We start from the raw sequence: 26,496 nt of genomic DNA on the forward strand, positions 1-26,496 counted from the left end.
CAGGAACTCGGCCATTAATCCTCTATGTTCCCTACGTTGGCATTATCCAAATCAGGTTATGGGTTAAAGCTTTAGCTTACTCTCAGCCCACTTGTGTGAGCACCCCATTATGGCTTCATTATACGAGGTGCTACGGGAACCGTCAATTATTTTGTTGCATAGATTGTATAATAATGTTATAACTAGATTATAAAAATATATTGCCACTAGGGGTGCTTTTGCTGAGATTGACCATTCAAAACCCTAGACCTGATCCAGATAATACTGGCGTAGGGAAGTGGAATGAAACATGATACCAAACTATTACGAGACCATTCCATTTGAGGTGGTCTCATTTTTATTTACTTGGAGGTATTATGAAAAAAATGATTATTGCTAGCATATGTGTGGCCTTAGGTGTCGTCTTATCGACTACGTCGATTCCTATTGGCCCTGCTCGTATTTTTCCATTTCAACATATGATAAATGTAATCTTAGCCGTTATAGTTGGGGCGAGATTCTCTGTAGGCGCAGCCTTTAGTACTTCTTGCTTACGTAATGTACTAGCACTAGGCTCTCCATTAGCCTTTCCAGGTAGTATGATTGGCGCTTGGTTATCTGCGTATTTATATAAAAAATACAACGCCATCTGGGCAGCGGCTTTAGGCGAAATCATTGGCACTGGACTTATTGGTGCTCTTGTAAGTTATCCAATTGCTCATTTCCTACTAGGCAAACCATTGGCATTGTTGACCTTGATTACATCCTTTTCCATGAGCTCTATCGGAGGTGCTTGCATTGGCTTTGTAGTATTACAAATCTTATCTCGACGTAATCTGTTACACAAGGAGGCATAATGAAACTACATACTGCATTAACAATTGCCGGTACTGACCCTAGTGGTGGCGCTGGCATTATGGCTGATTTAAAATCCTTCCAAAGTCGAAATGTATACGGCATGGCCGTTGTTACTTCTGTGGTGGCTCAAAATACAACGGGTGTACATCACGTAGAACACCTATCGCTAGAAAGCATAGAAAAACAGTTACACGATGTATATTCAGATATTACACCACAAGCCGTTAAGACGGGCATGATTGCTTTACCAGAGATGATGGATCTCATTTATCCTTATGTAAGTAAGAACATCCCTTATGTGATGGATCCAGTTATGATTGCCACCAGCGGTGATCGACTTGTATCGGATGAGGCTGTCGATTTCTTAAAATCTAAACTCATTCCGGTCGCCACAGTCATTACACCTAATCGTAGCGAGGCAGAGGTGTTAGCGGACATGTCTATCTCTTGTAAAAGTGACATCACAACAGCTGCTAACCGTATTTTACGTGAATTAGGACCTCAAGTGGTCATCATTAAAGGTGGGCATATTGGAGATGATGCAACGGATTATGCTTTCACCAAAGATGGAGATATGCATACGTGGACAAGCCCTAAATATGATACTGTTCATACTCACGGTACGGGTTGTACCTTCTCGGCGGTTATTACGGCAGAGCTAGCGAAAGGGCGTGATGTAATGGATGCCATTGGTATTGCAAAGAACTATATTGCATTGGCTATTAAGCATAATCCAGCGCTTGGAAGTGGTTGCGGTCCTGTTAATCATATGGCTTATGGTTTATTGGTAAATGGCCCTCAAACGATGGATGAACTTTTGAAAAATGAGTAGAGGAAATAGTTATATGACCTATGAAAATCCATATATAAATAGCTCAACTTGGACCGAACTGAATATATTAGAGACTCTACGCAAAGGGAATCCGCTTATTATTTGTATTACAAATGATGTAGTGCGAACCTTTACGGCTAACGGTTTACTAGCCATCGGAGCATCACCCGTGATGAGTGAGTGTAGCGAAGATTTGAAAGACCTCATCGCCCATGCATCGGCGCTACTCATCAATATTGGCACTCTTACCCCAGACAAGGTTAGTTACTATAAAGATGCCATAGCACTGGCGAAGAAACATGAGGTTCCTATTGTTTTAGATCCAGTGGGCTGTCATGCTGGGGCTTATCGATTATCTGTAGTTTTAGACTTGATTAAAACTGATGCTATTTCGTTGCTACGAGGTAATCAAAGTGAAATCAAAGCCATCTATGATGCTCTTAATACAAATCATAAGGTTAATAATTCTCTCTCTGGTAAGGGCGTAGATGGTGAACAAGTTGAGGATAGCGCAATTATAACGTATCGTCTTGCACGCCAAATTAACTGTCCTGTTGTCGCAACGGGCGAAGAGGATTATGTATCCGACGGAACCCGTGTATTTGCGGTTCCTCATGGGCATCCAATCATGACAGTCGTAACTGGGACTGGTTGTTTATTAGGTGCTGTGTTAGCTGCATTTTTTAGTTCCTATTGTCCATTCATGTATAACATGTCTATAGGTGAGTTCCTTGCGTATGCACTGGCTTACTATGGTCTAGCTGGTGAAAGTGCGGTTAATGTGAGCGGTGTAAAACCTGGTAGTTTTAGTATGGCATTTATGGATGCCTTATATGAATTCGATGATGCGATGCTTTTATCCGAAAACCGAATACGGCCTGTAGTTGTGCCCGATCAATTAAAGGTATATTTTATTAGTGGTACACAAGATGTAGGTTTTAATGAAAGCCATTTACTGGACATTGTTGAAGCTGCTTGTCGAGGTGGTGCGACCTGCTTTCAATTTAGAGAGAAGGGCATAGGAACATTAGAAGGACAACAAAAATTAGAATTAGCTCAGCAGTTAAAAGAAATCTGTGCCATGTATAATGTGCTTTATATTATTAACGATGATGTAGACTTAGCAGTGGCTGTTAACGCTGATGGTGTTCACGTAGGACAAGAAGATATGCGTTTAGAAGACGTTCGTAATCTTGTAGGGAATAAGGTTGTTGGTATATCCATTCATTCTGTGGAGGAACTTCATAAGACCACTGTAGTTTATGCGGATTGTGTTGGTGTAGGCCCTATGTATACTACAAGTAGTAAACCTGATGCTCAATTGCCGTGCGGACCTGAGCGCATTGCTGATTTACGAGCAGAAGGTTTAACATTACCATGCGTTGGTATCGGGGGTATTACCTTAAATAATGCAAAGCCTGTTTTGCAAGCAGGTGCTAGTGGAGTTGCCGTAATATCTGCTATTGCTCATGCAGATAATCCATATGAAGCAGCACAAGAATTTAAAAATTTAGTAGATAATATTAAGTGATATGTTTTTAAACTCAATAGTAAATAATAAGCACTATACAAAGGAAATAAAAAACATATTATAGTGAATAGAATAAAATATAGTAGACAAAATAAAAATCTAGCAAAAGAATGCAAAAAAAGACGATGACATTTGTTTGTCATCGTCTTTTTGTTAAGGAAGTTGTCAGTACTTACTGTAAGTTTAGATTGTACTTACAGGTATAGTTTCATTAAAATCTGTACTTACAGGTTATTAATCTAGTTAGTGTCGCACTTACAGATTAGAAGGATTCAACCAAACGTTGGAAGAAAGCTTGTGGGTGAGCACATACTGGGCAAACTTTAGGAGCTTCTTCACCAACGTGTACATAGCCACAGTTAGCGCAGATCCAAGCTACTGGTTGGTCGTTAGTGAATACTTTGTTACCAGATACTCGAGCTGCTAATGCAAGGTAACGAGCTTCATGACGAGCTTCGATTTTACCAACTTCGCGCATTTGGAAAGCGATTTTAGCAAATCCTTCTTTTTCAGCTTCGTCAGCGAATTCTTTGTACATTGTAGTATGTTCGTAGTTTTCACCAGCTGCTGCATCGCGAAGGTTAGCTTCGATATCAGCGGAAATATCACCACCATGAAGAGCTTTGAACCACAATTTAGCATGTGCAGATTCGTTGTGAGCTGTTTCTTCGAAATAGTCAGCGATTTCGTTCATGCCAGCTTTACGAGCTGCACTAGCGTAGAATGTATATTTTTGAAATGCTTGGGATTCGCCAGCAAATGCTGCTTGAAGATTTTTTTCAGTGTTAGAACCTTTTAATTCTGCCATTTTAATACTCCTTTGTACTTACGATAATTTTCAAAATTGTTACTTAACGTATATATTCATAACCACTTGGTTGTGAATGCAATGGAATAGAATACTTATTCTATCAATTTCGAGGGCGACTTCGCCTTAGTAAGAAAACTTATTCTTAGATCAAATAGACACTTGCCTAACTCTTAAAATAGTACTTACTTATTTGTGTGTTTCGGCACTTGCCGTCTTAACAGTTTTATATACAATGTGTTATCCGTATACTTAACGAATAATCATTGTTGACTATATTGTAACATACTAAATGAGAAATGCAAGTCTTTTTATAAAATTTATTTCGAAAATTTTCTAAATGATAAATATTATCAATGCAGTAAAGATGCGGATTTATAAAGAATGAATAATATGGGGTTTATAAAAAATCCCTGTTTTGATATTGAGAATGATAACTAAATGAAAAATCATTATTGTTTAGTTGTTAATGTTAATTTCGTTGTATGCACTAATATTTCCCCATAAAATATAATGATTAAGTGCAAAGTTTCTGTGACCTTTTGGTGGTTATAAAATAATAATTCTCTTGATTTATGGTTTAATTATAAGAACAGTAGATATATTAAAATTGTACATTATATATTTATGGTGAAAATTTTATGGTTATATATAATAGAAGATTGAACTATAGAATTAGGGTATATTTATAGAAGTAACTATTTTATGTATAATAAATATATAAATACTGACAGAAGTTAAAGGAGGCGCTATGGCATTTGTTAGATATTACGTAGGAGATGTAGTGAAGATGAAAAAATCGCATCCTTGTGGCAGTGACGAGTGGGAAGTTAAGCGAATCGGCACAGACTTTCTCATCGTATGTAATGGCTGCGGTCATCAACTCTTGATGCCGCGCCCTAAATTTGAAAAGGCTGTTAAGAAAATCGTCTCTAGATTGCCGGAAAATGAGTAAGGAGGAGTTATGGTGCGACTTACTGATTATGTTACAAGTGGAGGCTGCGCGTGTAAGATTGGGCCTCATATATTGAACCGTGTGCTAAAAGCTGTAACACCCGTTACTAACAAGCATGTTCTCGCTGATATGACTGGTGCCGATGATGCTGGAGTATATCAAATCTCTGATACCTTTGCACTGGTGCAAACTTTAGATTTCTTTACCCCTGTGGTTAATGATCCTGATTTATTTGGTAAAATTGCAGCTGCCAATGCATTAAGCGATGTATATGCTATGGGTGGCACCCCTTTAACAGCGATGAATATCGTAGGCTTTCCGGTTCCTCTTGTCGAGCAAGGTGTTTTGACGGATGTGTTAAATGGGGCTGGTTCGATTGTAGCCGAGGCTGGTGCAGCCATCGTAGGTGGACACAGCATTGAAAATAAGGAACCTATCTTTGGGATGTCTGTGACAGGACAAGTAAATCCAAAACAGATTTGGAAAAATAAAGGTGCTCAAGTAGGGGACGTGTTGGTGCTAACAAAACGCATTGGCACAGGTATTATGAATAATGCTCTGAAAGCAGGTTTATTTCCTGTAGGTACGGAACAGGCCGTTACTAGTATGAGTACTTTAAACCGTGTAGCGGCTGAGGTGGCACATAACTTTACAGTTCATGCTTGTACAGATGTAACAGGCTTTAGCCTTATGGGGCACTCCGTAGAAATGGCAAGTGCTTCTGATGTGACGATTCATATCAAAGCTTACGATATCCCTCTTTTTGATGATGTTATCGAGGCGGCTCAAATGGGCTTAATTCCGGCTGCATCTTATGGTAATCGCAAGGCTATAACTGAAGTACAAGTTGATGAGGACTTGGATCCTGTATGGACGGATATTGTATTTGATCCTCAAACCTCTGGCGGGTTACTATTTTCTGTTCCTGCTAGCGAAAGTGAGACACTTGTCGAGGCCTTTTATAAGGCGGGGATTGACTGTGCTGCTATTGTGGGCACTGTTGAAAGCTTTAGCGGTCTTGCCGTACGAGTAACAAAATAAACTCATAAAAGATAAGTACTGTATGGTATTGATTTAGCTATTTAAATAAAATATTATTAGCTGATACTTTCACAAATTATATAATGTATGTAGAGGTGTATGATGAGCAATACAAAGGAATTAACTGTAGATGTGCGCGGTAGCTTATGTCCAAAACCTGTTATCGAGACCAAGAAGGTAAGTGATGCGAATCCAAGTGCTATTATTACAACTATTGTAGATAATGAAGTGAGTCGCGATAATGTGGCGAAGTTTGGGAAGTCTCGTGGTTATGGTGTAGAAGTTCGCCAAGATGGAAAGGATTTCTATCTTACACTGACCCCTGATGCAAATCCAGTTACTGAAGCCCGTTGTGAGCCTATGAACTATGGAAATCGGGTTATTTTGATGACGAAGGATTATCTTGGTGAAGGTAGTGAAGAACTTGGCCGAAATTTGATGAAAACCTTCTGGGTATGCTTGCTTGAAGCCGATGTAAAACCTTCTAAGATTTATTTCATCAATAGTAGTGTTAAGATGGTAGTTAATGATTCGGTTCATTTGGAAAATATAAAGAAACTAGCTAAGCTTGGTGTAGAAATTGCAGCATGCGGCATTTGCCTTGATTATTTCGGTGTGAAAGATGAGCTGGGCGTAGGTAGTATTACTAATATGTATGCTATTACAGACTCTATTGTAGGGGATAATATTATTAAGCTATAATTTCTAGTAGTATAGTATCTTTTTTTATCAATTTCGATGGATTTTTTTATATCTCCAAGCTTTATGTTTAATGTATGAGCAATTTGATCTTGCTAGTTATCAGAGGGGTGAGGTAATGGAACGAAAAAAATTACTTGTAGTTTTTACCTCTTATTATTTTGGAGATAAGGCGGATAAGGTATTAACAGAATTAGAGGTGCCTCATCAGTTGATGGCTACCCCCCCAGAGCTTTACGATATGTGCGGTTTATCTATTGCAATAGACTCAAGTATAGTGGATCAAGTAAAGACCATTTTAAAAGAACATAAAATTAGTACATCTGGCTTATTTTGGTATGAAAAGGGCGAGCTAGCTGTACCGTATAAAGTCTAGACGTTGTCTAGGCTTTTTTACTTTAGTGTTCATCTTCATATAACTTGAACGATGAGTGTGGTACTATAGAAACATGATATATTTTATCAATTGCAGATATTAATTATGGAGGTATATATGAGTAAATATGAAATAGAAAATGTAAAATTAACAGCCCCTAAATTTGATCGTAAGGATTTAGAATATGCTATGACATATCGCTACGCATGTAAGAAATTTGATAGCGCTAAAAAGATTTCTGATGAAGATTGGCAAGGTATTTTAACGGCGGCGCGCTTGTCTCCAACCTCCTTAGGTTTTGAGGCTTACCAATTATTAGTCATTCAAAATCCTGAAATCCGTGAAAAGATGAAATCTTATGGTTGGGGTATTCAAGCTGGTCTTGAAGCGAGTCATTTCGTGGTGTTCTTAACACGTAAAAAAGTGGATTTGGAATTTGATTCTCCTTATGTACGCTATATTCAAGAAGAGGTGAAACAATTACCTGCTGAAGTCGATGCTATTTATAAAGAAAAATATGCTCAGTTCACAACTGAAGACTATAAAACATTTGAGTCTGATCGTGCTGCCTTTGATTGGTCTTCTAAGCAAGCGTACATTGTAATGGCTAACATGATGACCATGGCTGCTTATGAAGGTCTTGATTCTTGTGCATTGGAAGGCTTTAATCAAGATAAGATGACAGTGCTCTTAGGTGATGAATTAGGTCTTTTTGATACAAAGCATTTTGGCATTGCTGTGATGGCTGCCTTTGGTTATCGTGATGAAGAACCACATCGAAATAAAACACGTCGTACAATGAATGAAATTGTTACAGTAGTTTAATCAATTGTGACTTTTATAACTACATCAAATTTCTTCATCTAATCTTTAGAAATGAATGGTATATTATAAATATACATATTATTTATTATATTTATAAAGCCCATGTAATTTGGTAGGATATTATAAATATATTGATTAAATAGGAAGGAGTGATCGTATGTTATGGTCAATTATTGTTGGTGGTTTTATCGGTTTTCTTGCAGGAGCAATCACTAACAAAGGTGGAGCAATGGGCATTATTGCCAATGTTGTTGCTGGTTTAGTTGGTTCGTCTGTAGGTCAAGCAATATTTGGCACATGGGGTCCTAGTTTAGCTGGCATGGCATTAATTCCTTCTGTTCTTGGCGCTGTAATTGTTGTTGCTGTTGTTTCTTTTTTCTTCGGGAAAAAGGGATAGTAATCTATTTTTAAAAGTATAGCTAACATATATAGCTAACATAACTAAAAATGATTTCATATGAAAGGATTCATAATTATGGCATTAGAAGATAAATTAAATCAAGCTAAAGGTGCATTAAAAGAAAATGCCGGTAAATTAACTGGTGACAAAGAATTGGAAGCAGAAGGTGCTGTAGAAAATACAGCTGCAAAAGTTAAAGACGCTGCACATGATGTTGCTGAAGATTTCAAAAAAGCAGCTGAAGATGTTAAAGATGCTGTAGATGGTGCGATTAGTGGCGTCAAAAATGTTCTTCATAAAGACGATAAATAATATTATATAAAGGTTATAATTAGTAATAAAAAACCAGTAAATCCTGAGATTTACTGCTTTTTGTTATATAAGTTTGTTTATACATTGAAGCGGAAATGGGTTACATCGCCGTCTTTCATAACGTAGTCTTTGCCTTCAAGGCGTACAAGGCCTTTTTCTTTAGCCGCGTTTTGGCTACCGCAAGCTTGTAGATCATCAAAGGAGACAATTTCAGCGCGGATAAAGCCTTTTTCAATATCCGAGTGAATTTTACCAGCAGCTTGAGGTGCTTTGGTGCCATTTACGATTGTCCAAGCACGAGCTTCCATTTCACCAGCTGTGAAGTAATTGATAAGACCTAAAAGTGCATAACTTGCTTTGATAAGTTTAGTTAAGCCAGACTCTTCAAGGCCAAGATCTTCAAGGAATGCAGCGGATTCTTCTTCGGATAACTCTGCAATTTCGGACTCGATACGTGCGGACACAACAACGATACCAGCGCCTTCGTTTTTCGCATATTCCTCTACGCGTTTTACATATTCGTTGGCAGAATAATCAGATACTTCATCTTCGGAAATATTGGCTACATAAAGAGATGGTTTAGCTGTAAGCAATGTCAACTCTTTGATCATTTCTAATTCGTCTTCATCAAGACCTTGTGCACGAACGGGTTTTGCTTCACCTAAACCTTCGATGATGCGTTCTAATAATGGCAGTTCAGCACGAGCATCTTTATCGCCAGATTTTGCGATTTTTTCGATGCGTTGTTTTCGTTTTTCTACGGATTCAAGGTCAGCAAGGCAGAGCTCAGTATTAATGATTTCGATGTCGCGAATTGGGTCAATAGAACCTGCTACGTGAGTGATGTTAGGGTCATCGAAACAACGAATAACTTGTGCTATCGCATCTACTTGGCGAATATGGCTAAGAAATTTATTTCCCAAGCCTTCACCTTTAGAGGCACCTTCAACGAGACCTGCAATATCTACGAAACGCATAGCTGCAGGGAGGATGCGTTTGGAACCAAACATTTCAGCTAATACAGCTAAACGATTGTCTGGAACATCAACGACACCTACGTTTGGCTCGATTGTACAGAATGGATAGTTGGCAGCTTCAGCGCCTGCTTTTGTAATAGCGTTGAATAATGTACTTTTACCAACATTTGGAAGGCCTACGATGCCTACTTCTAAATTTGTGCTCATGGTACCACCTTTTATTAACAAATTGATTTCGTTCTTTGTGAAAGTTTATAGTAATAGTTTGTTATAAACCTTATCAAATAAATATTATACCATACTAATAGGATGGAGTTAGTCTATAAATATAAAATAGATTATTTCAAAGTGCTATAATATAAATAGAGTTAAATATATTACTTAAATAATGTGATAAGTTCATATTAAAATATAGGATTAATATAGATTTTTATTCGCCGTAACTATATTGATATAATTTATAGGTATATAAATTAATAAGGGTATGGAATGTATCCAATCATGTTAATGTATATATTTTTAAACCTATATAGTGAAAGCTAATAGGAAAGGAAGTTCAGTATGTTTTCCAAGCTATTTGATAGTTTCTTAGTCCATTATTTAGAACGCTTTAATGATCATTGTTTTACCGTAAAAATTGGAGATAATGAATATACAATCGGTGACGGAGAATCCGAGTTTACCGTCATCGTTAATCGTGGTATTCCCAAGAAGGACTTGTTAATATCCGCAGAACTCGCCCTCGGTGAAGCGTATATGCGTAAAGATATCGAAATTGAAGGGGATTTGTTTAAAGCCCTTTGTGTAGTCCTTGGTCATGTAGGTAAGGACTCTATCAATCGTAAGGTACTTAGCTCGCTCTTTAATGCGGGTCTTAAAAAGAAAGATCAAAAACAACAAGTATCTTCCCATTATGATTTAGGTAATGAATTCTATAAATTGTGGCTCGATGAAACCATGAGCTATTCCTGTGCGTATTTTAAGCATGAGAATGATAGTCTCAAAGATGCGCAATATCAAAAGGTACATCATATTCTTGATAAATTATATTTAAAAGAAGGGATGACTTTACTTGATATCGGTTGCGGATGGGGATTCCTTCTCATTGAGGCGGCTCGTAAATACGGTGTTAAGGGTTATGGGTGTACTCTTTCCGAAGAACAATGGAAAAAAGGACAGGAACGCATTAAAGAATATGGCCTTGAAGGACAGGTTGAGATTGAGCTTATAGATTATCGCGACGTAGCAGCTTCCGGACGTACCTTTGACCGTATTGTCAGCATCGGCATGCTTGAACATGTTGGTCGGCCTAATTTTCCTCTGTATATGGAGGACGCATCGGATATGCTTAAAGACGGTGGTTTGTTCCTGCTTCACTACATCAGTGACCCCTCTGAAAAGGAAACAAGTGCCTGGATTCGTAAATATATCTTCCCGGGTGGATGTTTGCCGTCCCTTCGCGAAATGGTCAGCCTCGCTTATGACTATGATATGAATGTCATCGATGTTGAAAGTTTACGGTATCACTATTATAAGACTTTAATGCATTGGTATAACAATTTCCAAGGCGTCCGTGAGCAAGTAGAAGCGAAACGAGGCAGTGAATTCGTACGCATGTGGGATCTGTATCTTTGTGGATGTGCGGCAGGTTTCTACATCGGTAATATGGACTTGCATCAAATTCTGATGACAAAAGGTGTTACGAACGAGTTGCCATTAACACGTTGGTATTAAGTAAGTGTAAAAAAAGTTTATAGGACAAAAAAGAGACCATCTTAAGATGGTCTCTTTTAATTAGCGGCATTGTAACTATTTTATATTTGTAGATTACCGAAAGCACGTTCTGTAAGTTTCGTTAAAAATTTTATTGAATGAATATCATATATAATTGTAAAAGAACTTTATCATTCTTTAGTGCCAAGTACTATAAACCCTGAATAGGATTTATTATCCTCTTTTCCTACAATGATTTTGGTACGAACATCAAAGAAATCATTCAGATTATTTTCTGTTACAGTATTCTTGGTGGTACCTAAAATATAGTTATTAGGTTTTAGCATTAAAGTTTTATCAGATATTTGAAGTGCATGATCAGGATAATGTGTGTTCATAATGCAAGCAAGATTAGATTCATCTACGATGTTTCGAATAAGTGAAAGCATGGTATACTGATTTTTAAAATCTAAATGTGATTCTGGTTCGTCCATAATGAGCAGTTGCGGTTCACTCGCTAGTGCTCTGGCAATAAATGCCAATTGCAACTGACCTCCACTTAAGCTTGATGCTGTTTTGGAAGCGAGTGAGGAAATACCTATTCTTTTTAGGACAGAGTGGACTATTTCATAGTCTTTATCTGTAGGTACAGAAAACATACCAATATGTCTACTGCGTCCCATTAATACGATTTCTTCTACCGTATAAGGAAATGATAATTCTCTTGCTTGCGGAACATAGCCAATAGGAGCATTATCATGTGGACTAACTAGTTTATTATTTATGTATATGTTGCCTTCTTGCAACTGCTGTATATGGGAGATACATTTTACTAATGTTGTTTTTCCAATCCCGTTCCTGCCTAAAATAGTCAATATTTCGCCCGATTTTATTGTGAAAGAAATGTCTTTGAAAATATAATCTTTTTTATTATAAGCAAATGAGCCGTTTCTCAATTCAAAAATCATTTCCAATCACCTCGTGTTCGGTAAAAAAGACAAGCAAAGAATGGGGCCCCTACTAAGGCGGTGATTATTCCTATTGGTATTTCTGCAGCAATAGCTGAGCGTGCGATTAAATCCACGATAATCATGAAAATAGCTCCGACAATGATGGAGATAGGAAGTAGTTTCTGATGATCTACACCTATTAACATGCGACAAATATGTGGAATGACAAGTCCTACCCAACCGATAATTCCTGTGATAGTTACGCAGGCTGCAGTTATTAACGTGGCCATAGCAATGATAATTAGGCGTAACTTAAAAGGGTTCACCCCAAGTGCTGTAGCTTCCTCATCTCCCATAGAGAGAATGTTGATTTTCCAACGTAAAAAGTATAGCACAGCGCATCCAAAGATGATAGGAATAGAGACGAGTGAAACATTTTCGTAGGAAGCTGTAGAAAAACTACCCATTAACCAATATGTGATTGCCGGTAATTTGTCATATGGATCAGCTATATATTTAATTAAAGCTATCAATGCTCCGAAAATAGCAGAAACAATCATTCCTGATAAAACCAGTGATAATGATGTGATTTGATTTCTTAGGCGAGCTAGACTATATGTGAGGCAAACACTGGCAATACCAAAGATAAGTGCAAATCCCGTAGCGTATATATTTATACCGGAAATTAATATTCCCAGTGCAGCGCCGAAGGCTGCACCAGAACTGACACCTAATATATCCGGACTGACTAATGGATTTCTGAAAATACCTTGAAAAACGGTTCCAGCTATTGCAAGAGCTCCACCGACAAGTATGTTTAGTAAAATTCGAGGAATACGAAGATTCCAAATTACGGCTGATTCCATATCAAATGCAGCTGCAGAGTTTCCGTTTGATAAAATATTTATAACTTGTGTGGGCATTAGCATATATCGCCCAGTCATTAAGGATATTAATACAGTAAGAGCGAGAAATACTAAAAGGCAGAAAAATATAACTAGATATTTATTTTGAGATTTCATAATTACTCCTTAGTTAAAATGTGGGAGTGTTATTTATAGAAATATTTAAGATGGTATTAATTTCACTATCCGTGAGACTGTAATGGTAGAAGGTATTGTAAAACTGTTTTAAATCGTCACGTAATATATAGTCATTAAAAGTATCAGGTTGAATGAGTTGTCCCATCCATTTCATCATTAATGGTGTTTCCACATTAGGTGCATCCCAACGATAGATTCCCATAGGTGCTTTATAAACTCGATGGTTTTTTACAGCTTTTATGTTACTCCAATTTTGACCTTCAAGCTTATCCTGATAAATATCATCAGGTGTAATAGAATCAAAGTTGCTTAATATAATTATATCTGGATTCCAGGTCATGATTTCTTCCATTGAGACTTTAGTCCAGCTACCTTTTGTATCTTTTGCGGCATTTTCACCACCTGTCATAGTAATCATGAGTTGATTGACTGATTCGTTACCTGCAACAGTTAGATTCTTATTTTGCAAATATAATACTTTTGGCTTATTTGGTAACGCAGAAGCATTTTTTTGTTTAAAATATGCTTCTGAATCTTTATGGTATGAGATTAAGGCTTCAGCTTGTTCTGGTTTATCTAGAATCTTGCCTAACAGACGAATTCCGTTTTGAATATCATCCAATGTTCCATACTTTATGGATACAGCAGGTATACCTAGCTCTTTAAGTTTTTTTGCTACCTCTGGTTGATAATCCCAAATGATGACGACATCAGGCTTTAACTTAGCAACTTCTTCAAAATTAACATTGAAATTGTTGTCTACAAATGATGAATTAACATTTTCTAAATCAGGCGCTAACGTCTTAAATATACTGGCTTCATATGACTTTTTAGCTGATGGATGGATACCTACTATTTTTTTATCGCTACCATCAACTGCATATACAATAGAGGCCCAAGGGATAGGGACGATAGCGATACGATTAATTTCTTTCTTCATAGATACGTCTGTACCGGTTAAATCTGTAACGACTTTTATATTATCGTTGGGTTTATCGTTTGGACCAACAGAATTAGTACAACCGGCAAATAGTAGAGGACATATTAATAATCCTGCTATAAGACTATTGTGTATAAAATTTTTCAGTTTCATACGGCACCTCCATGATGGATATAAATTAAATAAACTTATCCTAGCATTAAAAAAAATAAACTTCTAATTCCTAATTTTTATGTACATATAGAAGAATATTATAAAGTTAAAATATGTAGAAAATATCCGGTAATAGAGTTTCTGATAGTATTTTTTGGTATAAAAAAGGCCCTCATCTATTAAGTCGATGAGGACCTCGCTCTATTATAGAGAATGTGCTCTTAATTCTTCAGCAGATTGTGTGGAAATCCAAGCTGGTGGAATGTCGAATACTGTATAGCAACCTGTGCCGCCGTGTTTAGCAAGTCGGTAGAGACCACGAGCGTAAGCAACAAGTGCAGAGCCTGTGAATTCAGGGTTAGAGTCAAGTTTCAAAGAGTACTCGATAACGTGACGTGTGCCTTTTGTACTTTCACCAGAGCGAAGAACGAAGCCACCATGTGGAATGCCTTTATGGTCGCGATCAAGTTCTTCTTGGGAAATGAAGTTAACTACAGTTTCGTAACCTACGAAGTAGTTTTCCATAGTTTTGATTTCGTTTTCAATTTTAGCTTTGTCTGCATCAGGAGCAGCTACTACGTAGCACTCACGAAGGTGACCTTTATAGCCATCAACATCTGGAGTTTCGCCATTACGGATAGCTTCTAGGTATTGTTCTTTAGGAACAGTGTATTGACGAGCGTCAAGAACACCATCGATACGGCGAATGGCATCGGAATGGCCTTGGGATACACCGCGGCCCCAGAATGTGTAGGATTTACCTTTTGGCAAGATTGCCTCCGCGTAAACGCGTTGCAAAGAGAACATGCCTGGATCCCAACCACAAGAAATTAATGTAGCAGTTTTGGCCTCTTTAGCTACTTTGTCTACATTAGCGAAGTGTTCAGGAATACGTGCATGTGTATCGAAGGAATCGATACAGTTAAAGTATTTTGTTACCATTGGTGTTTGTTCGATAAGATCTGTTGCAGAACCACCGCAAAGAACCATTACATCGATTTTGCCTTTAAAGTTAGGAATATCTTCCATCGTGTAAGTAGGTACACCAGATACAGTTTCAATACCTTGACGGCGAGAAAATACGCCGATGAGCTCCATATCAGGTTGTAACTGAACAGATGCTTCTACGCCACGAGCTAAGTTGCCGTAACCAACGATACCAATACGAATATTCATATTAGCCTCCTATATAAGTTGAAATTTAATAATTAACATATTTATTATAGCATAAAATTAATAGCTTTTAATATTTTTCTATAGAATTTATTAGATGGTATAGAGAATAATTCATATTTAATTTAAACAAGTAATTTGTGCACAACTATATCGATACATAGCGTGTTGTTATAGGGGACAAATAAAAAATCATATGAGTAGAAATTGACACATATACCCTGAATCTAGATACAATTAAATTGGTTATGTTAGTTAGTTATGTTCATAGTTGAAGTGTTAAGGAGGTATAACATGAGAAGAAATGTAAAAGCTGCTGTTATTGCTGCATTAATCGTAACAGGTGCTAATGCTTTTACCATGGTATCAGCCACAACTGTGGAAAGTCATACAGATGGGAAATCCATTGGTCTTAACTTGTGGGGTGAAAAGAGACATTATACAGATGACTTAACTGTTAATGTATCAGGCTTGGGTGTAAATGGTACAAAATATCATAATAATGTTACAGGTATTTATGCCCTTGATGGGACACAAGTTGCTATTGATAAAAATGTAACTGTAACAGTTAAAAATCCAGCGCCTGCTGAAAGTGGTGCGAAACGTAGACCTGATTTGGCACATTATTATATGAGCGGGATCTATGCTGGTTATGGTGGACTTACTAGTGATGGCAATAACGATGATACTCGAGTCACCATAAAAGGAAATGCTAAAGTCGATGCTGTTGGCGTTGGCTTACAAGCCAATAAAGATGGATATATTCGCATACTAGGAGGGGCCGATGTAAAAACATATCCGTTAGACACATCCGATACCTACTCTGCATTATCTGAAGAAGGTTTTGTTTATGTAAATACAGGTATGGATGGTTTACATCCGGGAACTAATGATGTGAAGATGTACGGTAATATAGGATTCTTAGATAAAAACTATGGTATTGAAAAGAACCCACATAATCATGGATCTGAAATTTCTTTAGGTTTAACAACACCAAATTCTAAATTGGTAGGTGGTGTGTTGAATGAATTTGATGAAAGCAACAATAATCCGTACCATGGTGGTCTACGATTGTACTTACAAAATGGTGCGACTTGGCGCAATGAATGGTTAGGAGCTGAACGCGTATATCCTACACAAGGTCGTCCTAATAATGCAAACTATTTATATACTGGTAGTCGTGTAGAACATTTTATTGGTGGTAAAGATATAAATAGTCAAGGTATTATCCAAGCCGTAGATCCACGACCTATTACTATTAACAACTATGCTGGTCATGCAGCTATCGACTATGAAAAGGGAGCCCCTGCGACTGCACAAGGTAAGGGCGAAGTCGTTATCAACTATGCTGATAAAGGGTCTTCTGTGACTATGCGCAGTTCGGCAGATGCACTTAAAGGGTCTGTAAATGTAGATAACCCACGAGGTACTTTGCAGCAGTTGGCTAATAAATTAACATACGCTGGCTTTACTAAGGGTGAGCGTAATTTAGATGTAAATGTTCAAGTCGATTCAGGCATTATTAGTCCTGCATATTCTACTAAACTCGGTACAGATAGCTTTACTGTTGATGGGAAACCTAGTATTACTGACCAAGCGGTTGTGACAGCTCGTGAAAGCGAAGCTGTTTCTGGTGCTAAGAGTGCGTTAGCCTCCTCTGTGATGCAAATGAGAGCTGATACGAATGATTTACAACGTCGCCTCGGTGATGTGCGACTTAACTCCAATAAGCATGGTGTATGGGGGAAATACATCGGTGGTAAATCTAAAATTACGGACAGCGCCTATGTAAATCAAACCTATAACATGGCGCAAGTAGGCTATGATACATTGTACGGCGATTGGACTATTGGTGGAGCGTTGTTATATGGTACAAGCAATAGCGATTACGCTCTAGGTACTGGATCCGGTAAAACCGCAGGTTTAGCATTATACGGTGCAAAACAATACAATGATGGTCGTTACTTCGATGTGATTGGTAAATTAAGTCGTTTGAAAAATGATTTCACTGTGCGCAATAGCTTGGGTACAAGCTTGAGCGGAGATTACCGCAATACAGGTACCTCTTTGAGCGTTGAATATGGTAAACGGATTAAGAAAGATAATGGTTTCTACATCGATCCTAACGCAGAATTGACACTTAGTCGATTGTCTAGTGTAAATTTTGATGCTCGTACAAATACAGGTAGCACAGTGCACATTAACTCTGATGCGGTGAATTCCGTTATTGGTCGTGTTGGTGTAGGCATTGGCAAGGAAAGTAAGAATAGTAACCTTTTCCTCAAAGCAGCATTAGCGCATGAATTCTCTGGTAAAATGAAAGCTACTTATAGCATGACCGGTGAGCCAACTACAGGCAGTGAAGTGAACCTTAAAGATACATGGTTAGATCTTGAGTTAGGTGGTTCATGGAGTGTACGTCCTAATACATATATTTATGGGACTTTCACTAAAAACTTTGGTGCTATCGTAGACAATTCCTATCGCATTGACGCAGGGATTCGTCATAACTTTTAATTAATGGTAAATATAGCGGACACAAATAATATGGGGATGTTATTTGTTAGTACTATAGTGTTAAGGAATACTAGAATTAAATATTCATATATGTAAGGGTATATAAAAAGACCGATTACATTCCTATTGAAGGACTGTAATCGGTCTTTTGGTTTTATAGATATAAACTATTTTAAATCACATAATCCAGATTTAATGTAATCTAAATATAAATCAAGATATAAATCAAGATATAAATCTAAACCTAAATATAGACATAATCATATTAGAATTGTAATGTTTTGATTCTTTCAACGGCGCGAATTGTATTTTCACGACTGCCGAATGCTGTTAAACGAAGGTAACCTTCACCATGAGGGCCAAAGCCAGAGCCTGGTGTAGATACGATTTGAACTTGTTCGAGCAAGATGTCGAATAATTCCCAGCTAGTCATGTTGCCAGGTGTTTTTAGCCAAATATATGGAGCGTCAACACCGCCGTATACAGTAAGGCCGATAGATTCAAGACCTTCTTTGATGATGCGGGCATTTTCTTTATAGTACGCAATGTTTGCACGTGTTTGTTCACGTCCTTCTTTTGTGTATACTGCTTCTGCACCACGTTGGATGATGTAAGGAACACCATTGAATTTAGTGCATTGACGACGGTTCCACATAGGGTTTAGCGGTTGGCGTTCACCAGATTTAGTTTTGCCAGTGACCTCTTTAGGTACTACTGCATAAGCACAACGTGTACCAGTGAAACCTGCAGTTTTAGAGAAGGACCGGAACTCGATAGCCACTTCGCGAGCGCCTTCGATTTCGTAGATAGATTTTACAGTATCTTCTGTGCTGATGAAAGCTTCGTAAGCGGAGTCAAACATCAAAATGGCATCATTATCTTTACACCATTTGATCCATTCTGCCAAACGAGCACGGCTCAAAACAGTACCAGTGGGATTGTTAGGCGAGCAAAGATATACGATGTCTACGCGTTCAGACGGGAATTCTGGAGAGAAGTTATTTTCTGCATAAGTAGGGAGGTATACAACCTTTTGGAAGATGCCATCTACAGCTTCGCCAGTACGACCACCCATAACATTGGAGTCAAGGTATACTGGGTATACAGGATCAGTAATGGCAATGATGTTATCTTCGCTGAATAATTCTTGAATATTACCAACGTCAGATTTTGCACCATCGGAAACGAATACTTCGTCAATAGCGATATCTACGCCCAATGGTTTGTAATCGCCATCAACAATAGCCTGACGTAAGAAATCATATCCCTGTTCAGGGCCATAACCTCGGAATGTTTCAGCTTTTCCCATTTCTTGAACAGCTTTGCTCATAGCATCGATAATTGCTGGAGCAAGTGGTAATGTAACATCGCCGATACCAAGACGAATGATATCTGCATCTGGATGAGCTGTTTGGTACTCATTTACTTTTTTAGCGATATTAGCGAATAAATAAGAACCTTGAAGGTTTAAGTAGTTTTCATTGATATTAGCCATAATGACTCCTTTTTATAATCAGATTTCTCTATATATAGTAAATTATATAGAATAATGACGCAAGGATTTTCTATAGAATTTCTGATTTATGTAAATATTGTTTAAGTCTATTACTATAAAAGGTCGTATTATGAGGAATTTATTAGTCATATCATTTGTTTTATAATTTCTTTTAGAAATTCTGTTTATGTTGTATAATAAGTAAAAAGAGAGCCATCAACGTGTGGTTGCGTTAGGCTCATCTTATAAACATTTTTTAGGATTGCCTAGCGTGCGAGTATTTTGAATACTCTGTTGCGTTAGGCTTTTATCTTTACTCTACTTTGGGCATAGTATTTTACTATGCTTTTTTGATGAAAGTATATCAAAACTATATAGCATTAACATTGTTTTTGATATAATCTAAATAAATACATATTATAGTGTGGTTTTATATGAAAGTGGTGTCTTTATGCTGACGATTAGCAATAAGGGATGGCTTTTTACGTCTATATTAAGTGCTTTGATGGCGTTTACATCGTTGTCAACGGATATTTATTTGCCAGCTATGCCTGAGATGGGGCGTGACCTCAATGGTGATGCGGAGCTTACGTTGACAGGGTTCTTAATTGGCTTTGCGCTAGCTCAGCTTTTTTGGGGCGCCGTTAGCGATAAAATTGGTCGTAAGAAGCCACTTATTATAGGGATAGTTTTATTTATTATTGGTTCTGTAGGCTGTGCCTTGAGTTCCTCTATGATGGAGTTATTGGCTTGGCGTGTGTTTCAGGCATTTGGTGCCTGTGTAGGACCGATGCTGTCGCGGGCTATGATTCGGGATTTATATGGTCGGACTGAGGCGGCTAAAATGTTATCTACATTAGCCATTGTCATGGCCATAGCTCCTATAGCAGGGCCAATGTTAGCAGGGCATTTACTCGTATGGTATACATGGCATTCCATATTTTGGTTGCTTGTTGCTATCGGTATTTTAATGCTCGTTGCCGTATTGGTGATTCCTGAGACACATCCCTTAGAAAAGCGTAGTAAAAAGTCTATAGGTCATACCTATAATAATTATTGGATTTTATTGCGCAACAAAGGTTTTATGAAATATACCCTATGTGTTAGCTCATTTTATATTGCCATTTATGCGTTTTTAACGGGATCGCCTTATGTATATATAGATGTGTATGAAGTGCCTAAAGAATATTTTGGTTATCTCTTTTCTGTCAATATTATTGGTGTTATGTTGTTAAGTGCTATTAATCGTCGTATTGTTAGTGCTATACGCCTCGATAGACTATTGAAATATGCCACACTATTTGCTGCTATTTGTGTATCCATTGTTATGGGCTTGATGTTCTTAGGTTACCATTCATTGTGGTTAATTGTTATTGGCTGTTTTCTATTCTTCTCCATGAATGGTATCATTGCCGCTGTAACTAATGCATTAGCTTTAGATAGAGCAGGTAGAATGGCTGGATCTGGGGCGGCACTATTAGGCGCCATGCAATATGGTAGTGGTATTGTGTCATCGTTGATACTTACCTTCTTACCAAATGATACGGCCTATCCTATGATGGGGGTAATAGCCATATTTGTAATTATCTGTGCTATTATTGCCTTTCCTGAGGATGAAAAATATAATCGTATATAATATTTGTGAAAGCAAGGACTTAAACTGAGCCCTTGCTTTCATCATTTTTTTAGGTTATAATAGTAAGGCTTATTGATGGTAAGCACTTCCTACCCCTATGTGTCGATAGGGGCATTAGTCCGAAAGAGGAGGTGATTTTGTATGAACAAATACGAAGTCATGTTTATTGTGAAACCAGCTGAAGAGGAAGCAACTAACGCTGTTATTGAAAAAGTAGAAGCTTTAATTGCTCGTGTAGGCGGCACAGTAGAAAAGGTAGATCGTTGGGGCAAGCGTCGTCTTGCTTACGCGGTGAAGAAATTCACTGACGGTTTCTATGTATTGATTAACTTTGAGGCAGCTCCTGCTGAAATCAAAGAAATCGATCGTGTATTGAAAATCAACGATGAAGTCCTAAGACATCTAATTGTTAAACACGAAGCATAATTAAAGCCTGGAGGAAAACATGAACTCTGTACAAATTCTAGGTAATTTAGCTCGTGATCCTGAAGTACGCTATACCAAAACTGGTCGTGCTGTAGCAACTTTCACAGTAGCTGCCACAAACACCTATATTGATTCCACAACAAATGAGACGAAAGAACAAACTGCTTTCATCAACTGCGTTGCTTGGGGTAAACTTGGTGAAGCGGCAGGCAATCTTCGTAAAGGCAGTCGTTGCTTTGTAGAAGGTCGTTTGCAAACTCGTTCTTACGAGACTCAGGACGGTCAAAAACGGTACGTTACTGAAGTGGTAGCGAACTTTGTGGGCCAATCCCTTGATATGAATACTAATTCTTTCGAAGGTGGGTCCAATTTTGATAGTTTCAGTACAGGCGGCGATGACGAAAACATTCCGTTCTAGTGTCAGGGACTCCTACTAATTCGAAAAGGAGGATTCGCAATGAGAAGAGATAGAGGCAGAAAGCCAAGAAGAAAAGTATGCGTTTTCTGTGCAGACCATATCGATCAAATCGACTATAAAGATGTTGCTAAACTTCGTCGTTTTACGACTGAACGCGGTAAAATCTTACCTCGTCGTATTTCCGGTACTTGCGCAAAACATCAACGCAAATTGACTACATCTATCAAACGTGCACGTGCAATTGCTTTATTGCCATTCACTGCTGAATAATTGATGAATCAAGGCGGTACAACCATTTGGTTGTGCCGCCTTTTTGCGTTTGGTCCATGATTCACATGGAAGTGTATATCTTTGAATTTATTTAACTGGAGATGTTAGAAGGCTATATTAGGGATTGAAGCTTATTGTATAGATTGTTGTATAAAGGTATAGAATAAAAATAGATAGGACCTATGCGTTTAGAGCATAGGTCCTATCTATTTCCTTTGATTCTCATTAATTATCGTAGTTACTTGTTGTAATAAATATTCATAAAAATAGATATAGTTATTTGAAGTTAAAAATTGAATAATTTAATAAATAATAGGTTTTATATGACTAATCTATATAGATTAGTTAATCAATCTTATGCATACGATTAGAAATATTTATACTATAATACAAATATACATATATAGCTGTAAAGTTCAGTGAAAGGTGGTAAGTACATGGGATTTTTGAAAAAGGATATATCCCGTCGCCAGTTTATTGGTGGTGCTTTAGCTTTAGCGGCTGCATCAGCAGTGCCGTCGTTTATACGAGGTGCTTATAAGCCAACACAATCTGATTCGTTACAAGTATGGACTTGTGGAGGCTTGTCAGAAGCATTTCTTGATTTAAACCAAGTCTACACGATGCACACAGGTCACAATATTCAGTACACCGGTGCTTTTGCAGGGGCTATTGGTAAATCTTTGTTAGCAGAAAAAAGTCGCACCGAAATCTTTGGAGCTCGCGGATTAGAGTTAGCAAAAAATATGCGCAAAAAAGGGATAAGTATCGCTTTTGAGCCGCTATGTTTTACAGACTACGTCATAGTCACACCTAAAGGTAATCCTGCCGGTATTCGTGATCTTAAAGATATGGCGGAGCCCGGTGTACGCGTCATGTTGCCGTTGGGTGCATCTCCTCCAGGCAGTGCCTCTGTAAAGGGGATTATGAAACTGTCAGGATTAACCGATGGCATTATGAAGAACATGATAGCTGAAAATGCTTGTGTGATCTCCATGATGTGTGACCTCGTAGAAGGCAAGGCCGATGTGTCCATCATTGAAAAACGCCTTACCACACATGACCGGTTTAAGGATTGTATCGAATATTTCGACATACCTGCACAGTTTGTGCCGCCTGCACCGCTGACTTTCACTATTAACACGATGAAATATGTACAAGATCGTGCGTTGGCTGCCGATTATATTGAATTTACACGTTCCCAAGAAGGACAACAAATCTTAGAAAATCACGGATTTACATCCGTTCATAGTGCGAGAGGTCTCGATTTGATAGAAAGGTTTGGTGTAAAAGATGTGTAATCAATGTCCATCATCTACAACCTGTGGGGCTCAAACAAGCTCTGGTATATCTGGAACTAAGGCTCCTAAGAATTTAACGCTTTGGCGTCGGTTTGTACAGTTTATCTTCCTCTTTATTATGGGGAAATGGGTGTACTTTGGTGTATTCCGTTGTCCTTATATTGTTCCGTTTGTGAACTGTGAAAGTTGCTCTATGATTTCTTGCTGGGGGCGCATCACGACGTACTTTTATGCGTGGTGGATTATCTTACCGATTATGGTCGTATTCTTTGGACGTGCTTTCTGTAGCTGGTTCTGTCCAAGTGGGTGGGTGAACCAAATGCTCGGAAAAATATCTATGGGACCACTAAGAAATCGTAAAAACTATATGCGTTTCCTTCAACTCGGCATGGTAGCAACTATAATTTTAGGGCTCGTAGTATATTTTAAATTTGGTAATCCTCGCATTATGATCCCAATTCGGACGAGCGATGAATATTTTAATGCTGTTATTTTATCTATGCAGTTCTCCGAATGGTATTGGGCGGCTCGTACTATAACTGTAGTTTCCATCATTGCTGGTTCCCTTATTATTGCTAATGCATGGTGTCGATTTGTATGTCCTTTCGGTGGCATCATGGAATTGCTTCGTAAGATTTCTATTTTTAGAATTTATAAAACGAATGAGTGCGACAACTGTGATGCGTGTTTACGCGTTTGTGAAATGGGGACACGACCAAATGAAATGAACTGTACAAACTGCGGTGACTGTTTACATGTATGCCATAAAGATGCCATTAGATTTGGTCGGAAAGGTTAACTATGAAAGAAATTCAAGGACAAAGTTTCCTACAAAATCATCCTTGTTACAACAAGGCCGCTTCTGCTAATTGGGGTCGTTTACATTTACCAGTAGCTCCCAATTGTAATATTCAATGTAATTATTGTAATCGTAAGTACGACTGTGCGAATGAAAATAGACCAGGCGTGACGCAACATGTATATACGCCACAAGAGGCAGCTGCCTTTGTGCGCAAGGTGTTTGATGCTCGTCAGGATATCTCTGTAGTAGGTATTGCAGGTCCTGGGGATCCTATGTGTGATGCAGACAAGACACTTGAAACCTTCCGCCTCGTGAAAAAGGATTTTTCTCATGTCATGCTTTGTTTATCTAGTAATGGTTTGGCAGTGCCTGATTATGTTAATGACATTGCTGACTTAGGAATTACGCATGTAACGATTACGGCTAATGCTATTGATCCAGAGATTGCAAAAAATGTATATTCCATGGTTCGCTATGAGGGTAATATTTACAAAGGAATCGATGGGGCCCGTATTTTATTAGAGCGTCAGGCTGAAAGTATCCGAAAACTAAAGGAAAAGAATATTATTGTTAAGATTAATACTGTAGTAGTGCCTGATGTAAATATGGACCATGTGCCAGCAATCGCTAAACAAGCAGAAGCTTGGGGTGTCGATTTGATGAACTGTATTGCTATGATTCCAGTTCACGATACGGTCTTTGAAAATCACCGAGGCCCAACTTCAGAAGAAATCGATAACATGCGTCAATTTATTGGTCACTATGTGCCGCAAATGACACACTGCAAACGCTGTAGAGCTGATGCTATCGGTCGTTTATGCGAAGCGTAGAAGCATAAAAGGCTATATACCGAAGTATATAGCCTTAATGGTTATGTATTATTTAGTATTTTTAACGATTTTATGTAGAGCAGATAATGCAGATTCCACATCTTTATGTGTGTTGGCATAGCCAAAGGAGAAGCGTACTGTTCCTTCTGGATAGGTTCCTAGCGTTTGGTGTGCTCGTGGTGCACAGTGGAGTCCAACGCGCGTCATGATGTGATAGGTTGATTCTAGTTCGTAAGCAACGCTCGCAGCATCAGCTCCATCAATTGTAATCGATACGACAGCAGTTCTGTCCTGAACATTTTGCTTGCCAATGATATTAATGCCATCTATCGGTCGTAAGCCTTTGAGGAAGGCTTCTGTCAATGCGAGCTCGTGGTTATGAATGTTTTCCATACCCTTCGATTCAATAAAGGCGAGACCTTCGTTGAGACCTATGATGCCTGGTAGGTTTAATGTGCCTGATTCGAAGGCATCAGGCATATTAGTAGGCATTGTTTCTAAATGTGAGAAACTACCTGTGCCACCAGCAATAAGAGGGGTTAAGGCTTGAGCCATTTCTTTGGTTAAAATCATGCCACCAATACCTTGAGGGCCTAATAAGCCTTTGTGACCTGTAAAGCAGAGGGCATCTATTTGAGATTCTTTTACATCGATAGGCATGATACCAGCCGTTTGTGCCGCGTCTACAATAAAATGTAGATTATGCTCTTTGCAGATTATACCGATTTCTTTAACGGGTTGTATGGTTCCACATACATTGGACGCGTGATTAATAATTATAGCTACTGTATTTGGACGAATGAGTGACTCAATAGCGTCTAATTTGATAGAACCTGTAGTATCACAAGGGATAGTATCAAAGGTAATATCTTCATTGAGTAGTTGAGTGAGCGGTCTCATGACAGCATTATGCTCCATAGAGCTAATCAGTACATGGTCTCCTGCTTTGAATAGCCCCTTGATAACCATGTTTAAACTCATCGTCACATTTTGAGTAAAAAAGACATGAGAAGGATCGTGTCCGTTAAATAAGCTGTTTAATCGCTGCCGTGTTGTATAGATAATATCCTCTACATCATAGGCGAGGGCATAGGAGCCACGATTGATATTGATGCCTCTATTTGTTATATAGTCTGACATAGCACTAGCCACAGTTGGTGCCTTTGGAAATGTGGTACTAGCATTGTCTAAATAGATATACTTCATAGGTAATCTCCATGAATAACAAGATGTATT

Annotated in this window: 27 protein-coding genes and 2 riboswitches; of the genes, 19 read left to right on the forward strand and 8 right to left on the reverse strand. The window is 38.2% G+C overall.

Annotated elements, in window-relative coordinates:
• Positions 1–11: 11 nt before the first annotated feature.
• Positions 12–117, reverse strand: a riboswitch (TPP riboswitch).
• Positions 118–198: 81 nt separating this feature from the next.
• Positions 199–293, forward strand: a riboswitch (TPP riboswitch).
• 63 nt (positions 294–356) lie between these two features.
• From thiW to thiM, 3 genes are read left to right on the forward strand one after another with little or no spacing between them, the layout of a single operon-like run.
• On the forward strand, positions 357–836 hold the full coding sequence (thiW, locus tag E7L28_RS03835) for an energy coupling factor transporter S component ThiW (RefSeq protein ID WP_101928937.1): 480 nt from the start codon (positions 357–359) through the stop codon (positions 834–836).
• On the forward strand, positions 836–1,669 hold the full coding sequence (gene thiD / locus E7L28_RS03840; RefSeq protein WP_021147734.1) for a bifunctional hydroxymethylpyrimidine kinase/phosphomethylpyrimidine kinase: 834 nt from the start codon (positions 836–838) through the stop codon (positions 1,667–1,669). Before thiW ends, thiD begins: the two co-directional genes overlap by 1 nt.
• Positions 1,670–1,682: 13 nt before the next feature.
• A complete protein-coding gene (thiM, locus tag E7L28_RS03845) occupies positions 1,683–3,200 on the forward strand; it encodes a hydroxyethylthiazole kinase (protein WP_316692151.1) in 1,518 nt (505 codons plus the stop codon).
• Between the two features lie 262 nt (positions 3,201–3,462).
• Here the strand turns inward: thiM and rbr are convergent, their stop codons facing one another.
• Positions 3,463–4,008 (reverse strand): rubrerythrin, encoded by a 546-nt coding sequence (gene rbr, locus E7L28_RS03850; RefSeq protein WP_012863888.1) that lies wholly within the window; start codon positions 4,006–4,008, stop codon positions 3,463–3,465.
• 751 nt (positions 4,009–4,759) lie between these two features.
• On the opposite strand from rbr, the gene E7L28_RS03855 reads away from it, so the two are divergent.
• The 7 genes from E7L28_RS03855 to E7L28_RS03885 all read left to right on the forward strand — a co-directional run bounded on the left by E7L28_RS03855 (position 4,760) and on the right by E7L28_RS03885 (position 8,616).
• The gene (locus E7L28_RS03855; RefSeq protein ID WP_004693828.1) at positions 4,760–4,963 is read left to right on the forward strand and encodes a DUF951 domain-containing protein; all 204 of its coding nucleotides are present in this window, start codon (positions 4,760–4,762) and stop codon (positions 4,961–4,963) included.
• 9 nt (positions 4,964–4,972) lie between these two features.
• Positions 4,973–6,004 (forward strand): selenide, water dikinase SelD, encoded by a 1,032-nt coding sequence (selD, locus tag E7L28_RS03860; RefSeq protein WP_021147737.1) that lies wholly within the window; start codon positions 4,973–4,975, stop codon positions 6,002–6,004.
• Positions 6,005–6,106: 102 nt separating this feature from the next.
• A complete protein-coding gene (yedF, locus tag E7L28_RS03865) occupies positions 6,107–6,706 on the forward strand; it encodes a sulfurtransferase-like selenium metabolism protein YedF (RefSeq protein ID WP_012863891.1) in 600 nt (199 codons plus the stop codon).
• A 115-nt stretch (positions 6,707–6,821) separates the two neighbouring features.
• Entirely contained in the window at positions 6,822–7,079 is a 258-nt protein-coding gene (locus E7L28_RS03870; protein WP_012863892.1) for a DUF3343 domain-containing protein, read from the forward strand.
• Positions 7,080–7,196: 117 nt separating this feature from the next.
• Positions 7,197–7,904 carry an NAD(P)H-dependent oxidoreductase gene (locus E7L28_RS03875; protein WP_021147739.1) on the forward strand — a complete coding sequence of 236 codons (708 nt, stop codon included), beginning with the start codon at positions 7,197–7,199 and terminating at the stop codon, positions 7,902–7,904.
• A gap of 157 nt (positions 7,905–8,061) precedes the next feature.
• Complete coding sequence (locus E7L28_RS03880; protein WP_012863894.1) at positions 8,062–8,301, forward strand: GlsB/YeaQ/YmgE family stress response membrane protein; 240 nt, start codon at positions 8,062–8,064, stop codon at positions 8,299–8,301.
• A 60-nt stretch (positions 8,302–8,361) separates the two neighbouring features.
• Positions 8,362–8,616, forward strand: a complete 255-nt coding sequence (locus tag E7L28_RS03885) for a CsbD family protein (RefSeq protein ID WP_287509264.1) — start codon at positions 8,362–8,364, stop codon at positions 8,614–8,616.
• Positions 8,617–8,693: 77 nt separating this feature from the next.
• Here the strand turns inward: E7L28_RS03885 and ychF are convergent, their stop codons facing one another.
• Positions 8,694–9,800 (reverse strand): redox-regulated ATPase YchF, encoded by a 1,107-nt coding sequence (ychF, locus tag E7L28_RS03890; protein WP_101928938.1) that lies wholly within the window; start codon positions 9,798–9,800, stop codon positions 8,694–8,696.
• A 354-nt stretch (positions 9,801–10,154) separates the two neighbouring features.
• On the opposite strand from ychF, the gene E7L28_RS03895 reads away from it, so the two are divergent.
• A complete protein-coding gene (locus E7L28_RS03895; RefSeq protein WP_316692131.1) occupies positions 10,155–11,327 on the forward strand; it encodes a cyclopropane-fatty-acyl-phospholipid synthase family protein in 1,173 nt (390 codons plus the stop codon).
• Positions 11,328–11,497: 170 nt separating this feature from the next.
• Here the strand turns inward: E7L28_RS03895 and E7L28_RS03900 are convergent, their stop codons facing one another.
• The 4 genes from E7L28_RS03900 to E7L28_RS03915 form a co-directional block, all read right to left on the reverse strand.
• Positions 11,498–12,274 (reverse strand): ABC transporter ATP-binding protein, encoded by a 777-nt coding sequence (locus E7L28_RS03900; RefSeq protein WP_316711450.1) that lies wholly within the window; start codon positions 12,272–12,274, stop codon positions 11,498–11,500.
• Entirely contained in the window at positions 12,271–13,278 is a 1,008-nt protein-coding gene (locus E7L28_RS03905; RefSeq protein ID WP_024062076.1) for a FecCD family ABC transporter permease, read from the reverse strand. The genes E7L28_RS03900 and E7L28_RS03905 overlap by 4 nt, the downstream gene beginning before the upstream one ends.
• Positions 13,279–13,291: 13 nt before the next feature.
• On the reverse strand, positions 13,292–14,392 hold the full coding sequence (locus E7L28_RS03910) for an ABC transporter substrate-binding protein (protein WP_004697978.1): 1,101 nt from the start codon (positions 14,390–14,392) through the stop codon (positions 13,292–13,294).
• Positions 14,393–14,596: 204 nt separating this feature from the next.
• A complete protein-coding gene (locus E7L28_RS03915) occupies positions 14,597–15,568 on the reverse strand; it encodes a diaminopimelate dehydrogenase (protein WP_004698002.1) in 972 nt (323 codons plus the stop codon).
• Positions 15,569–15,859: 291 nt separating this feature from the next.
• On the opposite strand from E7L28_RS03915, the gene E7L28_RS03920 reads away from it, so the two are divergent.
• The gene (locus E7L28_RS03920) at positions 15,860–18,082 is read left to right on the forward strand and encodes an autotransporter outer membrane beta-barrel domain-containing protein (protein WP_287540764.1); all 2,223 of its coding nucleotides are present in this window, start codon (positions 15,860–15,862) and stop codon (positions 18,080–18,082) included.
• 265 nt (positions 18,083–18,347) lie between these two features.
• Here E7L28_RS03920 and E7L28_RS03925 read toward each other — a convergent pair whose 3' ends face one another.
• Positions 18,348–19,577: an LL-diaminopimelate aminotransferase gene (locus tag E7L28_RS03925; protein ID WP_008602874.1), complete on the reverse strand. Its 1,230-nt coding sequence runs from the start codon at positions 19,575–19,577 to the stop codon at positions 18,348–18,350.
• A 451-nt stretch (positions 19,578–20,028) separates the two neighbouring features.
• Here E7L28_RS03925 and E7L28_RS03930 point away from each other — a divergent pair, with 451 nt between their 5' ends.
• From E7L28_RS03930 to E7L28_RS03960, 7 genes are all read left to right on the forward strand, one after another.
• A complete protein-coding gene (locus E7L28_RS03930) occupies positions 20,029–21,213 on the forward strand; it encodes a multidrug effflux MFS transporter (RefSeq protein WP_021147747.1) in 1,185 nt (394 codons plus the stop codon).
• A gap of 141 nt (positions 21,214–21,354) precedes the next feature.
• Complete coding sequence (gene rpsF / locus E7L28_RS03935; protein WP_004693799.1) at positions 21,355–21,639, forward strand: 30S ribosomal protein S6; 285 nt, start codon at positions 21,355–21,357, stop codon at positions 21,637–21,639.
• Positions 21,640–21,658: 19 nt separating this feature from the next.
• Positions 21,659–22,057, forward strand: a complete 399-nt coding sequence (locus E7L28_RS03940; RefSeq protein ID WP_004693797.1) for a single-stranded DNA-binding protein — start codon at positions 21,659–21,661, stop codon at positions 22,055–22,057.
• 39 nt (positions 22,058–22,096) lie between these two features.
• Positions 22,097–22,327, forward strand: coding sequence for a 30S ribosomal protein S18 (gene rpsR, locus E7L28_RS03945; RefSeq protein ID WP_004693795.1), 231 nt, complete (start codon positions 22,097–22,099; stop codon positions 22,325–22,327).
• Positions 22,328–22,764: 437 nt separating this feature from the next.
• Positions 22,765–23,628, forward strand: coding sequence for a substrate-binding domain-containing protein (locus E7L28_RS03950; RefSeq protein WP_101928939.1), 864 nt, complete (start codon positions 22,765–22,767; stop codon positions 23,626–23,628).
• On the forward strand, positions 23,621–24,427 hold the full coding sequence (locus E7L28_RS03955) for a 4Fe-4S binding protein (RefSeq protein ID WP_101928940.1): 807 nt from the start codon (positions 23,621–23,623) through the stop codon (positions 24,425–24,427). The genes E7L28_RS03950 and E7L28_RS03955 overlap by 8 nt, the downstream gene beginning before the upstream one ends.
• 2 nt (positions 24,428–24,429) lie before the next feature.
• Complete coding sequence (locus tag E7L28_RS03960; RefSeq protein ID WP_101928941.1) at positions 24,430–25,260, forward strand: radical SAM protein; 831 nt, start codon at positions 24,430–24,432, stop codon at positions 25,258–25,260.
• Positions 25,261–25,308: 48 nt separating this feature from the next.
• Here the strand turns inward: E7L28_RS03960 and E7L28_RS03965 are convergent, their stop codons facing one another.
• Positions 25,309–26,466, reverse strand: coding sequence for an aminotransferase class V-fold PLP-dependent enzyme (locus E7L28_RS03965; RefSeq protein ID WP_101928942.1), 1,158 nt, complete (start codon positions 26,464–26,466; stop codon positions 25,309–25,311).
• Between the last annotated feature and the right edge of the window lie 30 nt (positions 26,467–26,496).

Source organism: Veillonella parvula, from assembly GCF_032575955.1.
In the GTDB taxonomy this organism is placed as follows: Bacteria; Bacillota; Negativicutes; order Veillonellales; family Veillonellaceae; genus Veillonella; species Veillonella parvula_J.